The sequence below is a fragment of the Paenibacillus sp. ALE3 genome (assembly GCF_054113405.1).
Genome location: NZ_CM134214.1, coordinates 4956216 through 4980600, shown reverse-complemented (window position 1 = coordinate 4980600; position 24385 = coordinate 4956216). Strand labels below are relative to the sequence as shown.

The 24385-nt window shown below is 45.6% G+C and carries 24 protein-coding genes; 17 read left to right on the top strand and 7 right to left on the bottom strand.

Features of this window, described 5'->3' with window-relative positions; translation table 11 throughout:
* Window positions 1-4: 4 nt before the first annotated feature.
* Entirely contained in the window at window positions 5-826 is an 822-nt protein-coding gene (locus tag ACXHJ2_RS22375) for an endonuclease/exonuclease/phosphatase family protein (protein ID WP_165083271.1), read from the top strand.
* Between the two features lie 25 nt (window positions 827-851).
* Here the strand turns inward: ACXHJ2_RS22375 and ACXHJ2_RS22370 are convergent, their stop codons facing one another.
* Both ACXHJ2_RS22370 and ACXHJ2_RS22365 read right to left on the bottom strand, forming a co-directional pair.
* Window positions 852-2051 carry an MFS transporter gene (locus tag ACXHJ2_RS22370; protein ID WP_165083269.1) on the bottom strand — a complete coding sequence of 400 codons (1200 nt, stop codon included), beginning with the start codon at window positions 2049-2051 and terminating at the stop codon, window positions 852-854.
* A gap of 190 nt (window positions 2052-2241) precedes the next feature.
* Window positions 2242-2739, bottom strand: a complete 498-nt coding sequence (locus tag ACXHJ2_RS22365; protein ID WP_165083267.1) for a DinB family protein — start codon at window positions 2737-2739, stop codon at window positions 2242-2244.
* A gap of 309 nt (window positions 2740-3048) precedes the next feature.
* Here ACXHJ2_RS22365 and ACXHJ2_RS22360 point away from each other — a divergent pair, with 309 nt between their 5' ends.
* Together ACXHJ2_RS22360 and ACXHJ2_RS22355 are read left to right on the top strand one after the other, a co-directional pair.
* Complete coding sequence (locus tag ACXHJ2_RS22360; protein ID WP_165083265.1) at window positions 3049-4548, top strand: monooxygenase; 1500 nt, start codon at window positions 3049-3051, stop codon at window positions 4546-4548.
* A gap of 97 nt (window positions 4549-4645) precedes the next feature.
* The gene (locus tag ACXHJ2_RS22355) at window positions 4646-5128 is read left to right on the top strand and encodes a MarR family transcriptional regulator (RefSeq protein WP_013368941.1); all 483 of its coding nucleotides are present in this window, start codon (window positions 4646-4648) and stop codon (window positions 5126-5128) included.
* A gap of 102 nt (window positions 5129-5230) precedes the next feature.
* On the opposite strand, the gene ACXHJ2_RS22350 is transcribed toward ACXHJ2_RS22355, so the two are convergent.
* Both ACXHJ2_RS22350 and ACXHJ2_RS22345 read right to left on the bottom strand, forming a co-directional pair.
* Window positions 5231-6160 (bottom strand): response regulator, encoded by a 930-nt coding sequence (locus ACXHJ2_RS22350; protein WP_165083263.1) that lies wholly within the window; start codon window positions 6158-6160, stop codon window positions 5231-5233.
* A gap of 5 nt (window positions 6161-6165) precedes the next feature.
* Entirely contained in the window at window positions 6166-7470 is a 1305-nt protein-coding gene (locus ACXHJ2_RS22345) for a sensor histidine kinase (RefSeq protein ID WP_165083261.1), read from the bottom strand.
* A gap of 211 nt (window positions 7471-7681) precedes the next feature.
* Between ACXHJ2_RS22345 and ACXHJ2_RS22340 the strand changes: the two genes are divergently transcribed.
* From ACXHJ2_RS22340 to ACXHJ2_RS22295, 10 genes are all read left to right on the top strand, one after another.
* Window positions 7682-8935, top strand: coding sequence for a cation:dicarboxylate symporter family transporter (locus tag ACXHJ2_RS22340; protein WP_013368944.1), 1254 nt, complete (start codon window positions 7682-7684; stop codon window positions 8933-8935).
* A gap of 258 nt (window positions 8936-9193) precedes the next feature.
* Complete coding sequence (locus ACXHJ2_RS22335) at window positions 9194-10705, top strand: methyl-accepting chemotaxis protein (RefSeq protein ID WP_165083259.1); 1512 nt, start codon at window positions 9194-9196, stop codon at window positions 10703-10705.
* A 131-nt stretch (window positions 10706-10836) separates the two neighbouring features.
* Window positions 10837-11199 carry a DUF1304 domain-containing protein gene (locus ACXHJ2_RS22330; RefSeq protein ID WP_165083257.1) on the top strand — a complete coding sequence of 121 codons (363 nt, stop codon included), beginning with the start codon at window positions 10837-10839 and terminating at the stop codon, window positions 11197-11199.
* The gene (locus ACXHJ2_RS22325) at window positions 11200-11343 is read left to right on the top strand and encodes a hypothetical protein (RefSeq protein WP_013368947.1); all 144 of its coding nucleotides are present in this window, start codon (window positions 11200-11202) and stop codon (window positions 11341-11343) included. It abuts the gene before it with no gap.
* A 48-nt stretch (window positions 11344-11391) separates the two neighbouring features.
* Window positions 11392-11841: a hypothetical protein gene (locus ACXHJ2_RS22320; RefSeq protein WP_165083334.1), complete on the top strand. Its 450-nt coding sequence runs from the start codon at window positions 11392-11394 to the stop codon at window positions 11839-11841.
* Window positions 11842-12117: 276 nt separating this feature from the next.
* On the top strand, window positions 12118-13146 hold the full coding sequence (locus ACXHJ2_RS22315) for an iron ABC transporter permease (protein WP_165083255.1): 1029 nt from the start codon (window positions 12118-12120) through the stop codon (window positions 13144-13146).
* 125 nt (window positions 13147-13271) lie between these two features.
* Window positions 13272-13829 (top strand): GNAT family N-acetyltransferase, encoded by a 558-nt coding sequence (locus ACXHJ2_RS22310; RefSeq protein ID WP_165083253.1) that lies wholly within the window; start codon window positions 13272-13274, stop codon window positions 13827-13829.
* 268 nt (window positions 13830-14097) lie between these two features.
* Window positions 14098-15396 (top strand): ABC transporter substrate-binding protein, encoded by a 1299-nt coding sequence (locus tag ACXHJ2_RS22305; RefSeq protein ID WP_165083251.1) that lies wholly within the window; start codon window positions 14098-14100, stop codon window positions 15394-15396.
* A 38-nt stretch (window positions 15397-15434) separates the two neighbouring features.
* The gene (locus ACXHJ2_RS22300) at window positions 15435-16307 is read left to right on the top strand and encodes a carbohydrate ABC transporter permease (protein WP_165083249.1); all 873 of its coding nucleotides are present in this window, start codon (window positions 15435-15437) and stop codon (window positions 16305-16307) included.
* Window positions 16297-17127, top strand: coding sequence for a carbohydrate ABC transporter permease (locus tag ACXHJ2_RS22295; RefSeq protein ID WP_165083248.1), 831 nt, complete (start codon window positions 16297-16299; stop codon window positions 17125-17127). The genes ACXHJ2_RS22300 and ACXHJ2_RS22295 overlap by 11 nt, the downstream gene beginning before the upstream one ends.
* Before the next feature lie 10 nt (window positions 17128-17137).
* Here the strand turns inward: ACXHJ2_RS22295 and ACXHJ2_RS22290 are convergent, their stop codons facing one another.
* Entirely contained in the window at window positions 17138-17974 is an 837-nt protein-coding gene (locus tag ACXHJ2_RS22290; RefSeq protein WP_013368955.1) for a helix-turn-helix transcriptional regulator, read from the bottom strand.
* Window positions 17975-18111: 137 nt separating this feature from the next.
* Between ACXHJ2_RS22290 and ACXHJ2_RS22285 the strand changes: the two genes are divergently transcribed.
* Window positions 18112-19398, top strand: coding sequence for a Gfo/Idh/MocA family protein (locus ACXHJ2_RS22285; protein ID WP_165083247.1), 1287 nt, complete (start codon window positions 18112-18114; stop codon window positions 19396-19398).
* A gap of 122 nt (window positions 19399-19520) precedes the next feature.
* On the opposite strand, the gene ACXHJ2_RS22280 is transcribed toward ACXHJ2_RS22285, so the two are convergent.
* Entirely contained in the window at window positions 19521-20357 is an 837-nt protein-coding gene (locus tag ACXHJ2_RS22280) for a carbonic anhydrase (RefSeq protein ID WP_165083245.1), read from the bottom strand.
* Window positions 20358-20598: 241 nt separating this feature from the next.
* Here ACXHJ2_RS22280 and adhP point away from each other — a divergent pair, with 241 nt between their 5' ends.
* Window positions 20599-21615, top strand: a complete 1017-nt coding sequence (adhP, locus tag ACXHJ2_RS22275; RefSeq protein ID WP_013368958.1) for an alcohol dehydrogenase AdhP — start codon at window positions 20599-20601, stop codon at window positions 21613-21615.
* 77 nt (window positions 21616-21692) lie between these two features.
* Here adhP and ACXHJ2_RS22270 read toward each other — a convergent pair whose 3' ends face one another.
* A complete protein-coding gene (locus ACXHJ2_RS22270; RefSeq protein ID WP_013368959.1) occupies window positions 21693-22058 on the bottom strand; it encodes a winged helix-turn-helix transcriptional regulator in 366 nt (121 codons plus the stop codon).
* A gap of 140 nt (window positions 22059-22198) precedes the next feature.
* Between ACXHJ2_RS22270 and ACXHJ2_RS22265 the strand changes: the two genes are divergently transcribed.
* Both ACXHJ2_RS22265 and ACXHJ2_RS22260 read left to right on the top strand, forming a co-directional pair.
* On the top strand, window positions 22199-23395 hold the full coding sequence (locus ACXHJ2_RS22265) for an MFS transporter (RefSeq protein WP_058712124.1): 1197 nt from the start codon (window positions 22199-22201) through the stop codon (window positions 23393-23395).
* 31 nt (window positions 23396-23426) lie between these two features.
* The gene (locus ACXHJ2_RS22260; protein WP_025674348.1) at window positions 23427-24269 is read left to right on the top strand and encodes an aldo/keto reductase; all 843 of its coding nucleotides are present in this window, start codon (window positions 23427-23429) and stop codon (window positions 24267-24269) included.
* Window positions 24270-24385: the final 116 nt, after the last annotated feature.

Here is a 24385-nt window from a genome sequence, read left to right as displayed (position 1 = left end):
TAGCTTGAAATTATTAACCTTAAATGCACATGCTTGGATGGAAGAAAACCAACAGGATAAGCTGAAGCAATTGGCTGCTTTTATTGATGAACAGCAGTTTGATGTCATTGCTTTGCAGGAAGTCAACCAGTCCCTAGAAGAGACTCCGTTGACACCGGACGATTTGGGCGCGTACTATAGTGCAGATCCTGAAGTTGTCATTAAACGCGATAACTATGCTTATGTGCTGAACGGTCTATTGTCCGATACTTATCACTGGACGTGGGCTCCCGCGCATATTGGTTTTGCCAAATATGACGAGGGTTTGGCGATTCTGTCCAAAACACCGATTACAGCGACGGTGAACGAATATATTTCCTCAATGCAGGATTATGACAACTACCGCTCGCGTAAAATTGTAGGCATTCAGACTGTGGTGGACGGAGTACAGGCCTGGTTTGTCAGTGGGCATTATAACTGGTGGAATGATGAGGAATCCTTCCGCGGACTATGGGATCGTACAACCGAAGTGCTCGATCCTTTAGCTCCGGCTCCTGTATTTGTGATGGGGGATTTCAACAACGCGGCTGAAGTGCGCGGAGAGGGATACGACTATGTAATGCAATCCGGTTGGTCAGACACCTATTCGAGCGCAGTAGTACGTGATGCAGGGCACACGGTTATCAAAGCTATTGCTGGCTGGGAAAGTAATGCGGAGCCGCTCCGTATTGACTATATTTTCTCCAGTAAGGCAGCACAGGTTCAATCCTCAGCAGTTGTACTGAATGGGAAAACAGGACCGGTTGTATCCGATCATTTTGGCGTTGCAGTCGAGTTGGAACTGTGATGAACACACAAAGGAGGCCATTTGCTTATGCAATTGGCCTTTTTCTTACGGATTTCGATTTTAATCGAATGGTATATTGAATAACAATCGCAATCAATACCAAAATCATATTGTAATAAAAGGGAGTATTGATGCTAAAGCAGTCCATGAGCGCGCCTGCAATGATTGGAGACACAATGGCCCCCAATTCGGACAAAGATACGACGTTGCCGATAAATGAGCTTCTATTTTCTTCAGGAATAGCATCCCCTAGCTGTGAGTAAAAGGAATCCAGATAGCTGGCTCCTCCTATACCTCCGATGAACATCCCCAAGTATACGATCCACGGTTCTGTGAACCATAAAAATAAGATAATTTCCATCATGATTAATAATAGACCGATGATACATAGCAGCAAGCGATCCTTGAGCATATCAGATATTTTACCAATAAAGGGTGCTGATACAAAGGTAGATATGCCGATGATTGTAAAAGCTAAGCTGATTTCTGCTGGACTCCAATGAAGCTTGTAGGTTGCATACACAGAGAAGTATGTTAAAAATATAGCAAATGCACTCATTTCAAGGAAATGAACGGTGGAATAAAGCAGCAACTGTTTTGTTAATATGATTCTTCTTTGCGGTTTTTGAAGGGGGGGATGCTGTTGCTGTGGCTTTAAGGGAGAATTAGCGAAAGTCATTCTTGAAACGGCAATGAAGGATATACATGCAAAAATAGCAACAAAGTAAAACGGTACGGATAAAGAAAAATAGGAAACAATGACTCCACTTATAAGAGGGCCTAAAATCATACCGGCACCTTCACTGCTGCTAATATATCCATTTAGCGTGCCTCGATTCTCTGCGGTGCTCATGTGATTGACCGTGACTCTTACAAAGACGGTTAGCCCTATAGCCACCAAGCCTTGAAGAAGTCTCAGTATGGATAGAATGATGAAGCTTGTTGCAATCGGAAACAGGAGCATACAAGCGATTTCAGCGATGAGTAAGCCTAACCCCAAGCGTTTTGCGCCTATCTTTTCATAGATTCGTCCTGCCATGCCTCCGCCAAGAAATCTTCCCACATAAAACAAAGAAAATAAAATGCTCATGCCAAGTGTAGATATCCCGAATTGCTCTACATAAATAGCAAAGAGTGGAAGGATCATACTTCCACTCATGTTAGCAATAAGGCTGATCACGATCATACAGGCAATATTACGATTTAAATATAAGTTTCTTACCATATCCTCGAAACCTCTCTTTGAGCTTGCATCATGGGGACCGTTTTTTTCGATGACTTTTTATTATGAATGAACGGCTTCCATTCGAGCTAGTGGGTTCCTTCATAGGATACGCAGGTGTACTCCACGCTGTGCCTAAATCCCAGTGCAATTTTGGAGGTGTGACACGTATGACAAGGGAGTGGTGTAGCCTTTAAGCAGGGAAGCCGCCTCCTGGGGGTGGCCAAGCTCCATAAATCCGGCGCAGTAGTACGATTTCACCCAAATGATAGGAATTGTGGGAAGCGATATTCCGCAGCAATCCCGCTTTTGTTTCCCCTGGGAAATGAGCCAGTAATTCATCCAGTTGCGCGGTCTCGGCAATTTGCACAGCCCGATCTACGCCCTGTAAAAATTCATTAATGACAGCCTGCCATGCCTCTTCACTTTGCGGTCCAGTTTCTTCGGGCCAGCTTTCCATGACATTGCCTGGAAGCTGGGGCTTCCGTCCTTCCAAATGCTCCAGCATAAATTGCTGCCAGTAAATCATATGCTTCAGCAGTTGATAAATGCTGTAGGGCACTTCCGCGTTTTTCTTCCCTGCCAGCTCAACGTCAATGTCTGGCAAAGCCCGAGCCACGCGAATATGCCCACGTTCCCCGACCAGTGATTTAACCAGTGCTTGAGCGAATAATTGGTTGGCATCCGACATGTATAATCATCCCTTCTATGGAGAGCTTGTTTCTTGCTTAGTCTTATTTAGCAATTATACAATTATATTTTTCGAAATGGAAATAAATGCGTGGTCTAAAGTAAAGGGCAGAAATCATTTTAATAAAGTAGTTGATAATTGTTATCAATTAAATTACAATAATATTGTTTCAAGAGAAACAATAAAATACATTTGTATATGTTGTTTAATATATACGGAAATGTTAAGGGGAGCTTTCCGTATATGTATATTGTTTCCTTAGAAACAATTAGGTGGTGGGAATGAAGTTTTTAAATAAGGGGTGTGAACATGGATTACGAAGTGATTGTAGTAGGCGGCGGACCTGTTGGGATGTGGTTAGCTGCTGAGTTGGCATTGGCAAGGGTAAGCGTATGTGTAATTGAACGTTTAGAGGAGCCTATTCGCCAGTCGCGTGCGCTTACGCTACATCCACGGACGCTTGAGATGTTTGATATGCGTGGATTAAAGGAGCGGTTTATGAAGCGCGGCAGACCTATACGTACAGGTCACTTTTCAATGCTGAATACCCGCTTGGACTTTTCTGTGCTTGATAGTTCCTCCAATTATACGTTGTTTATTCCACAGGTGATTACAGAGCAAGTGATCGAGGAGCATGCGCTCAAGCTGGGAGTTATCGTTCACCGTGGTATGGAAGTGGTATCTGTGCGAGAGCAAGAGCAGGGCGTAGAGGTGGTTAGTGTATGTGCATCTGGAGCACAAGCCAATGTATCGGTGATGACTGCTGCCTATGTCGTAGGAGCGGATGGGGCCGGGAGTATCGTGCGCAAACAAGCCGGGATTGCTTTTCCGGGCACGGATACGACTCTGACCGCTGTATTAGCGGATGTAGAGTTAGCCAATCCGCCTGAAAATGGCGTACATTCCGAATATAGTGAACGAGGTGGGGTGATGATTGCCCCTGTGTCTCCAGATATTTATCGGGTTATTTTGACTACACCTCGACTGATAAATGTCCCCAAAGACGTACCTGTGACGCTGGAAGAAGTGCGGACAAAACTGCGCGATCTGTTTGGTACAGATCTTGGCGTCACCAATCCTCGCTGGTTATCCCGATTCGGGAATGCAACGCGGCAAGCGCAGACATATCAAAAAGGGAGAATCCTGCTAGCAGGTGATGCTGCGCATATTCACTTCCCGGCAGGTGGACAGGGAATGAATGTTGGCTTGCAAGAGGCGGCGAATCTGGGATGGAAACTGGCAGGAGTGATTCGTGGCTGGGCTCCAGACACGCTGCTGAATAGTTATCATGACGAACGTTATCCGGTTAATACGCAGTTTTTACGGAATACCGAGGTTCAGACTCGCTTATTGGATTTTACGCCTGCTGTATTGGCACACCGCCAATTACACGAGGAATGGTTCCGCCATCCGGAAATTAATCGGTCTATGGCAGAGCAGATTAGTGCACTGGATGTATGTTATCCAGCGGCCGGCAATATACCGCAGCATCCGCTGAACGGAAAACGGTTTGCGGATTTTGAATTAAAGTTGCCTGACGGAGTGACATCGTATGCTTACGATCTTCTTCATGAAGGCCGCTTTGTACTTCTCCATCTTGCACAGGATTCTAAGGTATCGAATGAGTTTCGCCATATCTCCCTTTCACATATTTTATATGTGGAGGCCATAGCCGAAGAATTGCCCGTTGGATGGAGAGGTGTGCATACGGTTTTCATCCGTCCCGATGGGTATATCGCCTGGGCCATTTCGGTGGAACAAACGGATATAGCGAGTGTTATTAAGGATGGCATTGTCACGTTAATATAAAGGAAAAAGGTATGATCATGACCATATTGTTTCCTGTGAAACAAATGTGGGCTATAATGAAAGGAGGAGTATGCCAAAGGAGTGACTACTTGTTAGTATGGAGAAGGCGACATCGGTTCAGCATGTCTATGATTTGCTTATTAAGATGAATCACCAGCTGGAGCAGCATCAGCAGAGAGAGAGCATGACCTTTCTCGAAGAAATCCGCGAGCACTTTGACGGAATGACTTCGCTCAATATGACGGATGTGCACGTTATGGATTGTATTGGGAGGCATGAGCCGATCAATGTTACGACATTAGCGGAACGAATGGAGCTGAGCAAAGGTACCATTTCGAAAGTTAGCACCAAGCTGCTCAAGGAAGGCTGGATTCGTAGAACCCAGCTGAACGACAACAAGAAAGAAATTTATTTTCGGCTAACCCCGTTAGGGAAAAAGCTCTTTCTTGTACATGAGCGGCTGCATGCTAAGGTACAGCATCAATTATTTCAATTTTTAGATCGTTATAGCTCGGAAGAACTACATGTCTTGAAGCGTCTGCTGTCCGATGGCGTAGGTTTCTTGGAAGCTATGGAGTAGCAGAACAAGAATCTTAAAACAAGGGACATTTAAATCATCGACAATGTGCACCTGTTTCATCTCTGTGTGATAGCCACATGGGGAGATGCAGGTGCTTTTCTTTTAATGCAATAGTCGTTTTGCTTCCATATAGAGCACCTGCACGAACTTTTTCGTATTAATGCGGGCTTGGGACAGTGAAGGCTCCACATTGTTTTGCAGCTCCAGCATTTTTTTGCGGATTTCTGTAAAATCAAAAAATTTGGATGCATAATTTTCAAACTTGGGATGAGTATAGTCGGTCAATCCGAGCGATACTATATGGCTTAATGTCTGGAAAATGGCGCGGCGGACACGCTGCTCCGATGCCTTGATTTCCTTGCTCAGCTCTATTGCTGAGGCCGAGTCTCCTAATCGTTTGGACGCTATATTCGCAAATATATCCTTTAGCGAGGGAAACAGATAGGGCGATAGATTGCCGGTTTCTTCCTCATATTGCTCCAAATATTCGAGCATATCCAGTAAATCCACACTTCCGGCTTCGCCGATCATTCCCATCTCGGAGAGCAGAAACTGCCCTGAACTGACAATGTTTCGGGTCGGTTCCAGTGTCGCTGATGGGCTATTCGATGTGAACATCGACAGTCCTTGCAGTGTGCGCTGGATATCTGTAATGGACTGTTGCATGCGCAGGCGTTCGGTCACCTTTTGGATAACTGCAATAATTTCCAGTCGATTCAAGGGCTTGGCAATATAATATTCAATACCTAGCGAGTATGCCTCACCGATCATGTTTTTGGATTCAATCCGAGAAATCATAATGATTTTTCCGCTAAATTGATCACCGAGTGCACGCACGGTCTGAATGCCGTCACGAAGCGGCATTAGCAGGTCAATCAGCAACACATCAATTCGGTTCAGCTCCAGCAGGCCGCTATTCACGTAGGAACCATCCTCCGCTTCTCCAACGACCTCCCCTAAACCCTCGTCTTCAATAATGTCTGCCAGCATAGAACGAATCCCCTGATCGTCATCTACTATATAAAAACGCATCCGGGCTATCTTCCTTTCTCCGTCAGTTTCCGTAAAGGCAATATGACTCTAAAAGTGGTCTGTGATCTATCTGTGTGCTCATCTTCATTTTGTAGTAGTTCAATCGTTCCATCAAGGCTCTCCGCGACTTCACGCACATAAAATAAACCCATGCCGGTCGAAGGCTGTCCTCCCTCATCATACTTGGTCGTGTATCCCGGTGTGAAGATCATTTCACGTTTACGCTGAGGAATACCTGGACCGTTATCGGTGACACTAAAGGATATTATATCCTCTTGTCCCGGTAGAAAATGAATGGAAACGTCAATCCTTCCGCTGTCCTTCATCGCTTCCACTGAATTGGATGTCAGGTTGTTAATCAGCGTGAGAACTGTATAAACATGCAGTTTAGGCAACAAAGGATCGAAATTCAGCGTGAAACGGATAGACTTGCCTAGCGATTGGGCGTATTTGCTGTTTGTTCGGACGATCAGCTCACCAAGTTCCTGTGAAGTCATATAATGCACGTCGCTTTCCGAATCAATGAGCTTGGACAAACCGGCAAAAATCCGCTGGCTGTCTTTTTTAATCTCATGGACTTGTCCGGAAATACGAAGTGCCTGTCTGGCGTAATGCTCTCTATCTTTCAGAGATTCATCCTGCTGCAACTCACGGTACAGTTCATAGCTTTCACGGGTAATTTGCTCTGCATGCGACAGGGTTTTGCCTAACTGGACTGACTCCTCATACAAGTCCGATACCAGGAGTAAAATTCGCTCCGTCTGCTGTCTTTGTGCCTCTTCATGCTGAACAGATTGATTTAATCGAATCATGTTATAGAACCCAAGCACGAAGAAGCTGCGGATCATGGCCATAAAAGCCACTTTGCTGATCTTCATGATGTCCCAGAAATCGCCGTCAATGCTTCGCCGGACACTAAGTTCCGCCACACTTGCGGCAACCTCAATCCCCACGGAGAGGAGGCCTACGCGCAGTGCGCGGTAAGGCTCGGCATTAATGTTAAGGACCTGAAAGAGCAGGCCATAAACCATGTAATAAAAAAAGGTAGGTCCATGCAAGGTCACCAACGCTTCAAAGGAAGACCCGGGATGGAGATAATGATTGAGTGAAATGCGAAAAGCGACTACTGCGATCCCGACAAGCACACCCGAGAGTGCAGGCGGAATTTGACGTATGGATAACAGAAAGAAAAAAAACACAGGCGTACCGAAGCTGAGACGAAATGTATTATCGAACGGGTGAATATTCAACTCACCTGCCAGTGGTACAAAGATAAGCATCAGCAGGAAAAGAAGGGTATTTAGCTTCATCCCAATTCACCTCCGGATATTTGTTTCAGAAAGGCAATGTAAGATAAATTCACAGGCTCAACATTAATGTTTGTGAATTTATAGAAAAAAAGAAATACATGTGTAGATAACTGTCGGTTTTTATAGTTCGGATTGTAGTATAAATAACATCATTTGAATATTAAGAGCTGCATACTGCAAAAATATACAAACCAGCCAGGGGGGACATGAAGTGAAAAAGATTAATTTAACAATGCAAATCTTTATCGGTCTGGCTTTAGGTATTATTGTTGGTGCCTTATTTTACGGCAATTCAGGGGTGGAAGTCTACTTAAAGCCGATCGGTGATATTTTCATCCGCTTAATTAAGATGATTGTCGTACCTATTGTGATCTCAACGCTCATTATCGGTGTAGCCGGCGTCGGAGATATGAAGAAACTGGGGAAACTCGGCGGGAAGTCGATTCTGTACTTTGAAATTGTAACAACCATTGCAATCCTGTTTGGTCTGCTTGTTGCCAATCTGGTTCGACCCGGTGAGGGCGTGGACATGTCCCACCTGGCCAAAAGCGATATCCATTCCTATGTGGAGACTGCAGAAAAGTCTGGCCATAACTTTATAGATACAATTGTGCATATTGTACCTACCAATGTTATTCAAGCTCTGGGCGAAGGAGATATGCTGGCTATTATATTCTTCTCCGTGTTGTTTGGACTAGGAGTAGCTGCGATTGGTAACAAGGGCAAGCCTGTGCTGAACTTCTTTGAAGGTGTAGCCGACGCCATGTTCTGGGTAACCAATCAGGTTATGCGCTTGGCTCCGTTTGGTGTATTTGCACTGATTGGAACGACAGTGGCCAAGTTTGGATTAGCCTCGTTATGGCCGTTATTGAAGCTTGTCCTGTCAGTGTACGGCTCCATGTTACTGTTCATTGTGATTGTTTTTGGAATTATCGCCAAGCTTTGCGGTACCCGTCTCTGGACCATGGTTAAAATTTTGAAAAGTGAACTGTTGCTTGCGTATTCGACGGCCAGCTCGGAAAGTGTACTGCCTAAGATCATGGAGAAGATGGAGAAATTCGGATGTCCGAAGGGAATCACGTCCTTTGTCATTCCGATCGGATATTCTTTTAATCTGGACGGCTCCACTCTGTATCAGGCACTAGCTGCCATTTTTATTGCCCAAATGTATGGCATTGATATGCCGATCACGACCCAAATCACGCTTGTACTCGTACTGATTATTTCCTCCAAAGGGATTGCTGGTGTGCCGGGTGCTTCCTTTGTCGTGTTGCTCGCTACGCTGGGAGCAGTGAATATCCCGTTGGAAGGTCTGGCCTTTATCGCTGGTATTGATCGTATTCTGGATATGGCGCGTACGGTAGTCAATGTTTTAGGGAACTCGCTTGCGGCTGTAGTCATGTCCAAATGGGAAGGACAATATGATAAAGAAAAAGGCGAGGAATACGTTGCTTCAATTAAATAAGATACATTGACCCGTATAGTGGATAACAAGAGCACCTTTGCGAAGTAATGCAGAGGTGTTCTTGTTGTTTCCAGACTTGTTAACACACTTCCTTTTTCGACATTTTTCGATGTTTTTTGTATGGATATATAGGTATATGGGCATGAAAAATAAGCCTTAGTACCTATGTGATTATAGAATTATTTATAATGATTCTTAATAAAATACCGATATTAAATTATACCGTTTTATATATTGGCTTAGAAGGGAAGATCATGCATGTTTCTCAAGAAAAATGAGTCTCAATCACTTGCTCCTTTAGTAGAAGAAAGCCGCAAACTTTCACAGAGAATACAGCAAAAGGATTATGCTGCTGCAATACAGGTTCCCTTAGCATCTCCTGAGGTTCAAGAAATCGCAAACAATGTTAACCAAGCTATAGAGTCCATGAAAAATGATGCTCAGCATGTTGATATCCGTTTGAAGCTTGTTACCAAGGCGATAGAGATTGGATTATGGGACATGGAGGTCATTGCGGGTGATCCTGTCAATCCCAATAATACGTTCACATGGTCGGAAGAATTCCGTTCTATGCTGGGATATCAGAGCGAAAAGGAATTCCCCAATGTATTGGACAGCTGGTCATCTCGACTGCACCCCGAAGATTATGACAGGTCTTTGGCAGAATTGTCTGATCATTTGCTGGATTTTACGGGAAAGACGCCATATGACGTACAGTATCGTTTGAAGCTGAAGCATGGAGAATACCGCTGGTTCCGGGCTACCGGAACGACGATCCGCGACGATAAGGGAGTGCCGCTTCGGATTGCGGGCGCTCTGCTGGATGTGCACGATCAGAAGATTAAGTCGGAGGAGCTTCAGGCTCTAGTTACAAGATTTGATCTCATCAATCGTGTTTTGGTGGAGGCACCCTATGACGTCATTCTGGTGGATGGAGACATTGAGCACCCGGATAATGTATTTTGGTGGTCCCAGCAATTCCGCAACACCTTGGGCTTTACAGACGAGAAGGACTTTCCGAGTGTATTAAGCAGCTGGAGTTCGCGTATACATCCTGACGATGCCGAACATGCAGTTAAGGCTGTAGTCGATCATTTAAATGACTATTCAGATCGTACGCCATATGACATGGTATGTCGCTTACAAAGTAAAAATGGAGAATATCGCTGGTATCAAAACAGTGGAAGAAGCATACGCGATAGCAGAGGAGTACCTATTCGCATTGCCGGAACAATCCGTGATATCACAGTAGAAAAGGAAAAGCAGGCTGTGGCGGATGAGCTTACGCTCAAAATCCAGCATCTCTCTGATTCCATTACAGAAATGGTGAACGGTGTTAACTCGGTTAGTAACCAGGCACAGGAATTGGCTACGGCTCAAGAGCAATCGACAGAGGCAGCGAATCAAGCCAAAGTCAGTGCAGAAGAGACGCAAAACATTTCGAACTTCATTAAAGAGATTGCAAATCAAACGAATCTGCTGGGTCTGAATGCTGCAATCGAGGCATCGCGAGCAGGCGAGCAGGGACGTGGTTTTGCAGTCGTTGCAGATGAAGTGAGAAAACTGGCCATCCATAGCGCTGATGCGACCGGGAATATCGAGACCAGCCTGGATGAAATGAAAACACTCATTGAGCGAATTCTGCACAACATCGGGAACATGTCTACGCTGACACAAACACAAGCCGCGCTAACGCAGCAAGTGAATGCATCTACGGACGAGATCAACAGTATGTCCAAAGCTTTGTTGGATTTTGCGAGAACGATGTAAGACCTCGTGCTAATAACTAGGCCGAGCCATAGGCTCGGTCTCTTTACTGTTTTTGGTAGATGAACTATACTTTTTGACGATCGATCTAAAAATGACCTCATAGTAACTTCATATGGAAAAGAGGAAACGATTTGAGCCTACTTAGTTCAATATTGGTTGGAATTGTTGCGCTGGAGCACGTGTACATTTTAGTTTTGGAAATGTTTCTGTGGACAACCCCGCGAGCGATGCGTACGTTCGGCACCTCCAAGGAACTGGCAGGAGTGACCAAACCTCTGGCAGCCAATCAGGGGCTGTATAACGGATTTCTGGCTGCTGGATTGGTGTGGGGCTTGTTCTATCCCGATCCTGTGATCGGGCGGCAAATCCAATTATTTTTTGTCATTTGTGTGGTAGTGGCTGCGTTGTATGGTGCATTAACTGCCAATAAATCTATTTTACTAAAGCAAGGCTTGCCTGCCATTCTGGCATTAATCAGTTTGCTGGTCTTCTAAATGACACTCTTAACGGGTGTCTTTTTTGCTCATTCGATCACATTTCGTTCACTAAAATGGGCATGGGACAAGGATAGCAGCGATACCGGCGAGCTGAAAGAAATTAGTCCCGGCCATTATGTGGCGTACCCGGTTGGCCGTTAGGTTAAGATCGATTGTACGGTGTACATAACCCATAGGAGGTAAAAAATGATGAATGAATCGACGAAAAGAGTACGTATTTCCCAGTGGGACGCGCTCATGCTGGAATCTTTACGTTCATTAGGCTGGTCCCATGAGGAACTCATCCATCGGGCGCAGCAAAATGAGCTGCCAACGGACGGACAGTTTGATTATACGGAACTGGCCACCGGGCTGGCGTCCAAAGAGCCGGAGGTGTTTGTCAACGCGGTAACAGACGGGTATCAGATCAAATATAATACGATCCGTGGCATTCGCTCGTGGATTGCCGTGGCGCTCGGGCGTGAGCCTGAGCTGTCTCTGGAAGAAGGAAGCGAAGCTGTAACATCCGAACTGACGCAGGCTGAGTATGATCGGCTGGAGCAGGTGCTGTCGTTAGGCTGGATCATTCAGGAAGCACGTCCCGCGACTGGCGATACTGCAGGATTATACCGAATTGTGCCTGCTGCACAGACGAATTAAATCGTGGGGAGGGAGTAACCCACTTTACCAGAAATTGAAACGGGCTGGCCAGGGAGGCCAGCTCGTTTTTTAATGCAATTCTTCTTCATCATTTTCATACTTGAGAAGATACGGTTACGGCTTGGTGCCTCATTCACAACCTTTCCATTTTTTCTCATACGGATATCATCGATTGAAATGATTAGAAAGGTTACATTTTTCACCATATATGACCGATAAAAGTATAGTAGTATTTATATTTTATGGAAAATGAGGAAAGGGGATATTTTAAAACTGATGAGTGAACAAGAAATACATAGGAGTGAATGTGGAGGTGGGACGATCGTCGCTGAACCGAACGCAGTTTCACCACGTCCACAAAGAATTGTTTTGACCCTGGTTGCAGGATTGGCTTTCTTGATCTTTAGTTTCTTCCTTTCTCTAATCACAGGTATATTCCCTATCAGCTATGCGGAGTTATGGGAAGTTTTGTTTTCTTCCAATCCCGATCCCATATTAAAGGAAGTTGTATACCAAACTCGTATGCCATTTGTCTTGGATATGTTGTTGCTAGGAGGATGTCTGGCCGTATCAGGAACTCTCTTACAATTACGAACAGCTAATCGGTTTGCATCACCCACCTTAACCGGACTTATGCCTGGGGCAATGACGGGGCTAGGTGTTGTCCTTTTACTTGGAATGAACATAGATTCCTTTGGCAGTATGGCCCTTTGTATTGCAGGAGCAGTGTTTGGGGGATTCATTGTATTTACATTGAATAAAATCCATTTCATTCGTGGACGGTCTGCGGGAATTCATTTATTCATGATTGGTTTCATTATTGATGTTGCCCTTCGTTCAATCTCTGGGTTTATTGTGCTACTTGGAGAAAATCAGCAAGAGTGGGCAATTTCTGTGGGAGGATGGGGGATAAGGGAAGGATCATTCACGTTTTGGCTTGCCTTGGTTACACTTCTCGTTGCAGGATCTGTCTTCGCATTCCCCAAGCAGCTTAGACCACTGTACATTCCCTTTGCAATGGTGTTGACCGCCGCTACGGTGTGGGCGTGTGGTGCCATCGGATATATAGGACTTATTGTGCCTTATTTCATGCGTTGTATGATAGGAAACCGTCCGCGGCTTCTCATTTTGGGCTCCATCCTTTGGGGGGGAGGCCTATTAATGCTGGCCAAAGTCATTTCCGCTAGAATCAACGAGCCGGTTGGGTTGCCCTTAACCCCGGTGCTGGCCTGCGTTGGCATACCCTTCTTGGTCTTTATGGTGCGGGGAGAATGGAAAAGAAGCTCTCTGCTTGAGAAGTACTAGATTATCAAACGTAATATTTACCGGACAGCTAGACTGTTATCATACTGCTCTGCCAGCTCATCATACTCTCTTTTTTATGCTATATTTTATACATTAATAAAATAATCAGAGGGTTGAGGTGCAGCATGACATCAATGACTATTGTCGATCCATCCGTCAAACCAGGATTAACAGCTTTTCAGGCAAGTGCTGAAGATCAGGCTGAGGTTCACGAATTAATTTTAAAGACGGCTAGATGGCTGCACAGCAAGGGCTCCACGCAATGGGGCAAATTACTAAAAGGAGAAGATGATCACAATCTGGGCGGCGCTATTGCACGCGGAGAAGTGGTTATTTTCCGAACGTCAGTGGATCATCGATTGGCAGGTGCAGTAATTTTGCAGCAGCAGCCCAGTGCTTGGGATAGTAGATTGTGGGGATTAGAGGAGACAGATTCTGAGGAAGGAACTTCCGTATATCTGCATCGTTTGGTTGTAGATCGAGATAATAGTGGGAAGGGACTGGGCCGTGAGCTCATGCAGTGGATTGAGCAAGGCATCCGTTTTGCAGGCAAGGATCGAATCCGTCTAGATTGTATTGCGGGCAATGACAAGCTTAGCGGGTTTTACAAACAATGCGGCTATACTTATATGGGCGAAACGAATGGCTATAACACTTTTGAAAAGATGCTAATAAAGTCATAGAAAAACGAATCCTAATTGAAGGAATACAAAAGAAGGAAGCAGGTGATCTGCATTCTTCTTTTTTTGTTGTGCAGACCTTTACGTCCTCGTGATGTCTTTCTTCTGGGTTGCTGTCATATTAGAGCCACTCAAAAGAAAAAAAATTATATAAAAATGAAAATGGGGATATCGCGCTTTCTCCTTCTACATATGATGATAGGGAAAGTTTTGTAAGCGCTTCAAATAAAGGGTGATATACAACCATGCGAAGCTACAGGAGGCGGTTAAGGTGGACAATTACATGAGCTGGATAAAGATTGGATTTTTCCTCAGCGTTCTGTTTTTACTTGCAGCAGCATGCAGCACTTCCCCCAAGATAGAGAACACAGATGGGCAAAAAGTGCGGCTTACGATGCAGGTTTGGGGTAATCCTGCGGAGGTGAAGGTGTATCAGCGGGCACTGGATGCATTTGAAAAAGAGAACCCGAATATCGAGGTTAAGCTGGTACCTGTACCAGGAGACCAATATGAGCAAAAGCTGTTGACACAGCTACAGGGAAGTCGCGGACCAGATGTCTTTTATTCCTATGAATCGACGATTGCGCGTTTGATCGGAGCAAAACAGGTGCAGCCTTTGGGTGAATTTTTAAACAGTGACGCAAGTGACGTGAAGGCCGAGGATTTTCCGGAAGGATTATGGGGTCCGGCCAAGCGTGATGGGGAAATCTATGGGGTTACTCCTGACTCCAATCCGATGGTCATGTACTACAACAAAAAGGTATTTAAGGAAGCAGGCGTGAAGACACCGCAGGAATACTATGATGAGGGCAAGTGGAACTGGGACGCCTTTGAGGAGGTTACATCCAAGCTGAAGGCCGCCGGGAAGCAGGGCTATATTGCGGAAAACTGGTGGGCTCACTGGTATTCATGGGTGTGGTCGAATGGTGGCCGGATCTTTGATGAACAAGGCAAATATGTGCTGGACCACAATGAAAAGGGTAAGGAAGCCTTCGCTTTCATGCACGATATGGTGAAAAAGGGAAATGCGGTATACCTTGGTTCGCTTCCGAAAGGGCAGGGGGCAGATGCCATGTTCATGTCCAACCAGGTCGGCATGCTGGCGGCGGGAAGATGGCTGGAGCCCTTGTTTAGCCAAAATAAAAGCCTTGACTTTGATTATATCTACTGGCCCTCTAACACCGGTAAAAATGAACCTGTTGCCATTCCGGTTGCATATGTAGCTGTAAACAAAAATAGTCCGCATGTGCAAGAGGCCATGAAACTGGCAGCATTCTACGTCTCTGTGAAAGGGCAGGAGGAGCGGCTGGTTGAAGGTGGCAATGCCATGGGTACGCTTGCTGCCGCAGACGAGAGCATCATGAAAAAGGCGACGATTGAGCACTCAGGCTATCTGACTGAGGGACGAGATAAAGGGCATGCTTATGGTTCTGCATTAGCGTATGATGCACAGGTGCCGGGGTTGAACTCCGATATCACGGAAACCATTGACCTGATGTTCCTGGGCAAGCAGGATGCTGCGACAACCATTGAAAAGTTGAATCAGATCATATCCAAGGCGGTCAAGTAAACACGGGATGGGCCGTGACCAGGGAGGAAGGTGACAAGATGCAGAAAAAGTATCAAGCGCTGTGGGGCTATCTGTTCATTGGCCCCCAGTTTCTTGGTCTGTTATGTTTTTCGCTGCTGCCCTTGCTGTATGCGTTTTACTTAAGTTTTGTCAATTGGGATGGTTTCGGGGTACCTTTGTTTGTCGGCTTGGACAATTTTAAAGGTCAATTATCTGATCCTGACTTTTGGAAGGCACTCATCAATACGGTCTACTATATGGTGCTGGTCATCCCCGTGGGGATTGTGTTGGCTCTGCTCGTAGCCATCGTGCTCAATAAAGTAAAGGGCAGGGAAATCTATCGTTTGTTTTTTTTCATGCCTGTCGTAACCAGCTCGGTATCGGTTGGGGTCATCTGGATGTGGATACTGAACGGCGAATTCGGCATTTTAAACCACTTGCTGCGAGCGATTGGGGTTACAGGCCCAATGTGGCTTACCGATACGCATTGGGTGATCCCGTCGATAGCTCTACTTAGCATATGGCTGGGACTGGGATACAACATGGTCATTTTTTTGGCAGGACTCCAGGGCATCTCCAAAAGCTATTACGAGGCAGCCGAAATTGACGGGGCCAGCAAGTTCCAGCAGCTAAGGTATATTACATTGCCGCTATTGTCACCAACGACCTTTTTTGTCACCATCATGATGGTTATTAGCTCTTTTCAGGTGTTCGATCAGGCGTTCGTCATGACAAACGGCGGGCCGGCCAAAGCAAGCTATACGCTTGTATATCACATTTACGATCAGGCATTCATAGATTTCACGATGGGAGAAAGTGCGGCAGCGGCAATGATTTTGTTCGTGATCATTCTCATATTTACACTGCTGCAATTTAAAATGCAAAAGAGGTGGGTGCACTATGGAGATTAGTTGTAGAGGCAGGATGTTCCTGCGCCATGTGCTGCTCGCTGTCGGCTCTTTAATCATGTTTTTTCCATTTCTGTGGACCATCCTCAGTTCGCTAAAGGATATCTCTCAAATTTTTGTCGTTCCGCCGCAATGGATTCCCGATCCGTTTGTATGGAGTAACTATCCGGCTTCGCTGGAGGCCATGCCCTTCGTGCAGGCGTACATGAATAGCTTTTACATTACGTTTATCATCGTGACAGCAACGTTGATTAGCGCTTCTATGGCGGCGTATGCTTTTGCTAAAATCCGTTTTCCAGGTTCGGATATATTGTTTATTTTGTTCCTCGCTACGATGATGGTGCCTAAGCAGGTAACGATGATTCCGTTATACTTGGTGATGGATCGTATCAGTTGGCTGGATACGCATTGGTCGCTGATCGTACCTGGAGCCTTGTTTAATGCATTCGCGGTGTTTTTGCTCCGTCAATTCGTCATGGGTATTCCACGTGATCTGGAGGAAGCAGCAGTCATGGACGGGGCGGGATACATTCGCATTTACTGGAGTGTCATTCTGCCACTCGTTCGTCCAGCATTGGCGGCGATCGGAATTTTCACCTTTTTGGGTGCCTGGAATAGCTTTCTTGATCCGCTGATCTATCTCAATACACCGGAGAAATTTACAGTTCCGCTTTTGCTCAACAATTTCAAAGGACTATATACCGCCGATTGGTCACTGATGATGGCAGGCACCACCATCTCTGTCGTTCCAGTGCTCATCGTCTATATCATTGCCCAAAAGCAAATTATTGAAGGCATTACCTTAACAGGCATCAAGGGGTAGGGGCGTTTCCCTACTCCTTTTTGTGCGATTTCCGATACTGTAACGGAGTACGCCCGGTGAAATGCTTGAATACACGGCCAAAGTGAGCAATGCTGTCAAAGCCCGTTTTTTCAGCAATGGCGGTCACTTTCCAGTTCGTTTCCTTCAAATACGCCCGAGCCTGCTGGACCCGTACATCTTGAAGATACTCGACCAGGGTAAAGCCTGTGGTCTGCTTGAAAATGCGGCACAGATATGTGCTGCTAATATAAAAATGTCCTGCCAGTTGCTCCAACGACAGCTTCTCGGCATAGTGGGCATGCAGGTACTCAATCACCGAGTACACACGTTGCTGCTGCTCGCTGCGTTCCGGCGCTATGGTGTCAGGAGCCGCTGATTGTATGCGGCGGATTCGGATCAGTAGCTGTAGCAACAGGCTTTGAAGATACATATGACGGTATGCATGCTCTTGATGGTATTCATCCAGCATTTGCTGGAACAGATGCTCCAGCTCGCGTTGTTCTTCCGCGGAGGGGCGAAGCAAAAAGCTTTTTTCAGGCAAAAGCAGGTGGCTCTGATCGCTGGATGGAGTAACAGACGTGGACGAGGCTACAAACGCTTCATCAAAGTTGATTAAAATTCGCTCATGGCTGCCGCTCCCCTTGTTACTCGTACGGTGAAAATCATGTTTGCTAATCCAGATCAGATCCCCCTTTTGTAGCGCGTATACACGCTGATTAATGTAGTAGTAGCGCTCTCCTGCCAGCAGATAATAGATTTCATGCGCTTGATGGACATGGTCGGCAGACATGCTAAAAGGCACCATCCGAAGCGCTTGCTCGATGGCAAAAAGGGGTGTAGCGATCATAGCAGCGTTCTCCTTTATGAAAGCATTCATGAGAATAATATATGCATACTTTTTGGATGAATTCACAATAAAAGCGAAGATTTTGCTCTTTCTTATACTATAAAATATAAGTAATTCATGTAAAGGGTGTGAACCAATTGGCTAAAATCAAATATGCGCTTGTGGGCACCGGAGGAAGAGCTGAATTTTTTTACGGTGAAGTTGTTACCGTTTTCAAAGATACATCAGAGCTGGTCGCGTTCTGTGACGTCAATCAGACGAGAATGGATTATGCCAATCGGCTGTTGCAGGAGAAATACGAACACCATCCGATTCCAACCTATAAAGCCCACGAATTTGACCGAATGATCGCGGAGACGAAGCCGGATATCGTCATCGTCACCACCATTGACCGGGTGCATCATCGGTATATTATCCGGGCGATGGAGTTGGGCTGTGATGTCATTTCCGAGAAGCCGATGACGGTCGACGAAGACAAATGCCAAGACATTCTGGATGCCATAGACCGCACGGGACGAAAGCTGCGCGTCACCTTTAACTATCGCTATGCCCCGCATAATACGAAAATCCGTGAGGTTATCATGGACGGGACGCTGGGTGACATCTTGTCCGTCAATTTTGAATGGCTGCTGAATACCCAGCATGGCGCAGATTATTTCCGCCGCTGGCACCGGGACAAGCGCAATAGCGGCGGTCTGCTGGTGCATAAATCGACGCATCATTTTGATCTGATGAACTTCTGGCTTGGCTCAAAGCCGGAGACGGTATATGCGATGGGCGACTTGAAATTTTACGGCCGGGAAAATGCGGAGCAGCGTGGCGTGACGGAGTTCTATCAACGCGCTTATGGCAGCAAGGCGGCGGAAAATGACCCATTTGCCTTACACTTGGATCGTAACGAACATCTAAAAAACATGTATCTGGATGCGGAGCATGAGGATGGGTACGTGCGGGACCAAAGCGTATTTGGCGACAATATCAGTATCGAGGATACGCTGAGTGTCATGGTGAAGTATCAGAATAAAGCGGTAATGAACTACTCACTCAACGCTTATATGCCTTGGGAGGGCTTTATCATCGTATTTAACGGCACCAAAGGACGGATGGAAGTTCGGGTATCCGAGCAATCCTATGTTAATTCCGGTGGCAGCAAGGCAGATGAGGGGGCGTTAAAAGAGAAAACCATCACGATCTATCCTCACTTTGCAGCACCTTACGAGGTCGAAGTAGAGGAAGGCGTGGGGGGACATGGCGGAGGAGATCCAGTCATGCTACGGGATATTTTCGATAAGCCGGCAGAGGATCGGTTCCATCGTGCGGCCTCTCATATCGACGGCGCATGGTCCATTTTAACAGGCATCGCCGCCAACCGCTCTATGCGTACAGGCCAGCCGGTGAAGGTGGAGCAACTGGTGCGATTATAACGATTGTAAGCTAGGAAGCACCTTTAATAACAAGAAGCCCCTCTATTCAGATGAACAGAGGAGGCTTCTTGTTGTTTGTATTAGATATAAATGCACCTTACATCTTAGGGCACTATATTTTATTATTTATCGGCCTTCAGCTCACGGGTTCCCAGTTGTTGTACAGGACGATGGTTATCGGGAAAAATGGCAGCAAACTGTTTAATTTGGTCTGCCGACATTTCAATAGGCTGTTCCAATACCGTCCAATTCACATGTTCTGTGCATGGCGGGGTAGTCAGCGACCCGTTGTAGCGAACGGAGTGCAGGTCTTTTGGCAGCAGCGTAGCAAGATTTATTTCTCCCTCCAAGTTCGTTTCTTGAGAGATACCTTTTGGCAGTTTGGACCAGATGCGATTGAAAGCCTTGTTTTCTTTGCCGCTTTGAATAAGAACGCCTAAGACGGCTGTGCTTCCAGTGTCGCTTTGATGAACAAAATGAAGCTCCATTTCAGCATTTTTACCATCTATTTGGTGTTCACTTGGATGATGAAAATGAAACTGCTTTAGAGTGAATTTTGTGCCGTCCACGACAATATCATTGCTGGGACTAGCTGCATTGACTTGGACGGTGTGTCCATTATTTAGTATGGATACTTTAGTGGTTGAATAATGAACCTGTAGCGGTTGCTGCGTATGCGAAGCTTCCAGATGGGAATGCTCTATGTTGATGGGAGACTGTTCCTGACCATTACCACAAGCGACAAAATCCTTTTCCAGCTCCCCCCAATGCTCGGGTCCTTCATCCCCTTCGTAGGACCAGTGCGGGCTTTTCTGAACAACTGCATGTACGTTGTTAGCGGATGATGATGATGTTGCGCTAGTAGTACTAGAAGTGGCGGATGGTGTACATCCTGTTACCGACAATGCCAAGATTATGGAAAATATGCTGAACAAGCAACCTCTCCAGTGTTTTTTCATGTTTCTTTATCCTTCTTCCAAATAGATTATGTGAAACTTTTTACATTGTAAATTATTGTACAAAGTTCCTGCAAGGGTACAAGGACTTAGGAAAAAGGTAGAACTGGTTGCTTATTATTACCGGGTGTAGAGAGAATAATGGAGTGGTGAAATATTTGTTTGTCCTCTTTGGGGGAAGTAACTATAATAGTGGGGTGTGCATTACAAAATAATTCCATATCCACTCAAAGGAGAGATCTACATGAAAGCAGCGATTGTTACAAAAGACAAGAAAGTTAGTGTAGAAGAGAAACCTTTGCGCTCCCTGAAACATGGGGAAGCGTTAGTCCAAGTTGAATATTGCGGGGTTTGCCACACAGATTTACACGTAAAAAATGCAGATTTCGGTGATGTCACAGGCAGAGTTCTGGGACATGAAGGTATTGGGAAAGTCATTGAATTAGGTGAAGGAGTAACCAGCCTTAAAGTTGGCGATCGCGTAAGTATTGCCTGGATGTTCGAAAGCTGCGGTCACTGCGAATATTGTTTAACCGGACGAGAAACTTTGTGTCGTGAAGTTAAAAATGCCGGATACACGGTAGATGGTGCAATGGCAGAACAATGTATTGTCACAGCTGACTATGCGGTCAAAGTACCAGATAATCTTGATCCTGCTGCTGCAAGCAGTGTAACTTGCGCAGGGGTTACAACCTATAAAGCTGTTAAAGTGAGTGATATCAGACCAGGACAATGGATCGGTATCTTTGGTATTGGCGGTTTGGGTAACCTGGCTGTACAATACGCAAAAAATGTGTTCAATGCTAAAGTTGTAGCCTTTGACATCAGTGATGAAAAACTCGAACTGGCCAAAAAAATTGGTGCTGACTATATTGTTAACAGCATGAAAGAAGATCCAGTCGCCCGAGCTAAGGAATTAACCAACGGTGCTGGTCTGGATGCAACCGTAGTTACTGCTGTTGCCAAAACACCTTTCAACCAAGCCATTGACGTTGTAAAGGCTGGCGCGCGTGTTGTAGCTGTAGGTCTTCCAACTGATAAGATGGATCTCGACATTCCGCGTCTGGTTCTGGACGGCATTCAAGTAATCGGCTCCTTGGTCGGTACTCGTGAAGACCTTAAAGAAGCATTCCAGTTCGCTGCAGAAGGTAAAGTTGTACCTCTTGTACAAAAACGTCCGCTTGAAGACATCAATGAGATCTTCGAAGAGATGGAGCATGGCAAAATCCAAGGACGTATGGTCATTGATTTCACAAAATAAAATGATGTCCAATTCGTAACTCTTGGAACTCTAAGAGAGAAAGCGCCTGCTAATCTATTGCAGACGCTTTTTTTGCTTTACAGCTTATTCAGAATATTATCCTCTAAAACCGCCGATTTATCCCCGTATTCTTTAATAATATGTCTTTCTCCCCAGGCACAAAGTGAATCCAAAATGCTTTTCAAACTACATCCATATTCACTAAGCTCGTACTCCACTTTGGGTGGAACCTGATTATAGCTAATTCGATTGACAATGCCGTCTTCCTCTAATTCACGAAGCTGTTGAGTCAGCATTTTTTGTGTTATAGAAGGCATCATTCGCTTTAATTCACTTGTCCGCATTTTTCCATGGGTCAAATGACACAGAATCACACACTTCCATTTTCCCCCGATTACCTCTAATGTCGCCTCAACAGAGATATTGTATTTTTTCTTTCCCAATGCCGATCCCTCCGTGTATGTCACCAGTAGGGTACTTTTTGGTACCTATATCACTAAAAAGTACGTACTGTTCATAATTGATTGAATAACTCATAATAACATCTGCTGGTCGAAGATTACTATAGATAGGAGTGAAAAACATGTCGCCAGAATCCAAGCGAAGTATCTGGCCATTACTGGCTTTAGCCGTAAGCGCCTTTGCCATTGGGACAACTGAGTTCATCAGTGTAGGACTGCTTCCCCTGATCGCTGAAGACTTGCACATATCCGTAACGATGTCCGCACTAACCGTAACGCTGTATGCATTAGGGGTTACCATTGGGGCACCTGTGTTGACCTCATTAACATCGAGTGTTCCTCGTAAAACGCTGCTGCTGTGGATCATGATTGTATTTATAGCAGGCAACAGCCTTGCTGCGGTTTCTAGCGGAATCACCCTGCTGCTGATTGCACGTGTAATCTCGGCGTTCTCCCATGGGGTGTTCATGTCCATCGGGTCCACCATCGCGGCCGACCTTGTTCCCGATGATCGGCGGGCGAGTGCTATTTCTATTATGTTCTCTGGCTTGACCGTTGCCACCGTCACAGGGGTACCGTTGGGCACCTACGTTGGGCAGCAATGGGGTTGGCGGGCTGCATTTATGGCCATTGTGGTCGTCGGTGTTGTGGCCCTCATTGCCAATCTGATTCTGCTGCCCTCTACGCTTCGAAAAGGAAATAAGACTCCTTTCAGCGAGCAGGTCAAACTGGTTACGAATGGTCGCTTGCTACTTGCATTTATCATTACTGCCTTGGGATATGGTGGCACATTCGTCGTGTTTACTTATTTATCTCCATTACTTCATGACATAACCGGTTTTGGACAAAATACGGTAACGTTCATTCTCTTATTGTATGGAATCGCCATTGCTATCGGGAATGTTATTGGTGGAAAAGCTGCGAATCGCAGACCGCTTTCAGCTTTATTTTACATGTTTCTCATTCAAGCTGTAATTCTGTTTCTGTTGTGGTTTACCGTGCCATTTCAAACGGCAGGTCTGATAACGATTTTCTTTATGGGATTGCTTGCGTTTATGAATGTGCCTGGTCTACAGGTATATGTAGTCATGTTAGCCGAACGTTTTGCACCCAAAGCTGTCGATGTCGCCTCTGCTGTTAATATTGCGGCCTTCAACGCAGGGATCGCAATTGGAGCATATGTGGGAGGAATGGTGACGGATTCACTGGGTCTCATGCATACGACTTGGGTCGGTGGGGTAATGGTTTTTGTTGCGGTTCTACTGACAGCCTGGAGTCGTATGCTCGAAAAAAGGGATACAACCGCCTTGGTAGGCTAAAACTTTTAAAAAATAGAGAGGAAGATATACAATGACACAAAACCTACAAAGCACAACAACATTGCACAACGGAGTTCGTATGCCTTGGTTTGGCATCGGAGTATTTAAAGTGGAGGAAGGTTCAGAGCTGGTTAATGCTGTAAAGGCTGCTGTAAAGCATGGCTACCGCAGTATAGATACAGCGGCAATCTATGCGAATGAAAACAGTGTAGGACAGGCTATTCAGGAAGCCCTCTCGGAGAATAATCTATCCAGAGAAGATCTGTTCGTCACGTCCAAAGTGTGGAATGCAGATTTAGGCTATGAAGAGACACGAGCCGCTTATGAAGCAAGCCTAGACAAGTTGGGACTGGACTATCTGGATCTATATCTGATTCATTGGCCGGTTCAAGGGAAGTACAAAGAAGCATGGAGAGCTTTGGAGTCCTTGTATAAAGAAGGACGGATTAAGGCAATTGGAGTCAGCAACTTCCAAATTCATCATTTGGAAGATCTCATGAAGGATGCAGAAATCAAGCCAATGGTCAATCAGGTGGAATTCCACCCGCAATTAACTCAAGCCGAGCTGCTGCAATTCTGTCAAAAGAACAACATCCAAATGGAAGCCTGGTCCCCGCTCATGCAAGGCCAATTGCTCGATCATCCGGTACTGCAAGACATAGCAAACAAGTACGGTAAATCGGTGGCCCAAGTGATTTTACGCTGGGATGTACAGCAAGGAGTCGTCACTATTCCCAAGTCCACCAAGGCACATCGAATCGTTGAAAATGCCGATATTTTTGACTTTGAATTGACGCGTGAGGATATGGATCAAATTCAGGCGTTAAATGCCAATCTTCGGGTAGGTCCTGATCCGGATAACTTCGATTTTTAAATTCAGTTCATCATGAACCGCCGTTTCCTTCTTCATGGAAGGAACGGCTTTTTTGTATGATGAGTTTGGAGCTACAGCAATCCAATCCCGCCATATGGTATTATAGATTTATGTAA

Coding starts and splice junctions, on each gene's coding strand:
- ACXHJ2_RS22370 (WP_165083269.1), bottom strand. CDS start 2,051: ATGGTAAGAAACTTATATTTAAATCGTAATATTGCCTGTATGATCGTG.
- ACXHJ2_RS22365 (WP_165083267.1), bottom strand. CDS start 2,739: ATGTCGGATGCCAACCAATTATTCGCTCAAGCACTGGTTAAATCACTG.
- ACXHJ2_RS22360 (WP_165083265.1), top strand. CDS start 3,049: ATGGATTACGAAGTGATTGTAGTAGGCGGCGGACCTGTTGGGATGTGG.
- ACXHJ2_RS22355 (WP_013368941.1), top strand. CDS start 4,646: ATGGAGAAGGCGACATCGGTTCAGCATGTCTATGATTTGCTTATTAAG.
- ACXHJ2_RS22350 (WP_165083263.1), bottom strand. CDS start 6,160: ATGCGTTTTTATATAGTAGATGACGATCAGGGGATTCGTTCTATGCTG.
- ACXHJ2_RS22345 (WP_165083261.1), bottom strand. CDS start 7,470: ATGAAGCTAAATACCCTTCTTTTCCTGCTGATGCTTATCTTTGTACCA.
- ACXHJ2_RS22335 (WP_165083259.1), top strand. CDS start 9,194: ATGTTTCTCAAGAAAAATGAGTCTCAATCACTTGCTCCTTTAGTAGAA.
- ACXHJ2_RS22325 (WP_013368947.1), top strand. CDS start 11,200: ATGACACTCTTAACGGGTGTCTTTTTTGCTCATTCGATCACATTTCGT.
- ACXHJ2_RS22320 (WP_165083334.1), top strand. CDS start 11,392: ATGAATGAATCGACGAAAAGAGTACGTATTTCCCAGTGGGACGCGCTC.
- ACXHJ2_RS22315 (WP_165083255.1), top strand. CDS start 12,118: ATGAGTGAACAAGAAATACATAGGAGTGAATGTGGAGGTGGGACGATC.
- ACXHJ2_RS22310 (WP_165083253.1), top strand. CDS start 13,272: ATGACATCAATGACTATTGTCGATCCATCCGTCAAACCAGGATTAACA.
- ACXHJ2_RS22300 (WP_165083249.1), top strand. CDS start 15,435: ATGCAGAAAAAGTATCAAGCGCTGTGGGGCTATCTGTTCATTGGCCCC.
- ACXHJ2_RS22295 (WP_165083248.1), top strand. CDS start 16,297: ATGGAGATTAGTTGTAGAGGCAGGATGTTCCTGCGCCATGTGCTGCTC.
- ACXHJ2_RS22290 (WP_013368955.1), bottom strand. CDS start 17,974: ATGATCGCTACACCCCTTTTTGCCATCGAGCAAGCGCTTCGGATGGTG.
- ACXHJ2_RS22280 (WP_165083245.1), bottom strand. CDS start 20,357: ATGAAAAAACACTGGAGAGGTTGCTTGTTCAGCATATTTTCCATAATC.
- adhP (WP_013368958.1), top strand. CDS start 20,599: ATGAAAGCAGCGATTGTTACAAAAGACAAGAAAGTTAGTGTAGAAGAG.
- ACXHJ2_RS22265 (WP_058712124.1), top strand. CDS start 22,199: ATGTCGCCAGAATCCAAGCGAAGTATCTGGCCATTACTGGCTTTAGCC.
- ACXHJ2_RS22260 (WP_025674348.1), top strand. CDS start 23,427: ATGACACAAAACCTACAAAGCACAACAACATTGCACAACGGAGTTCGT.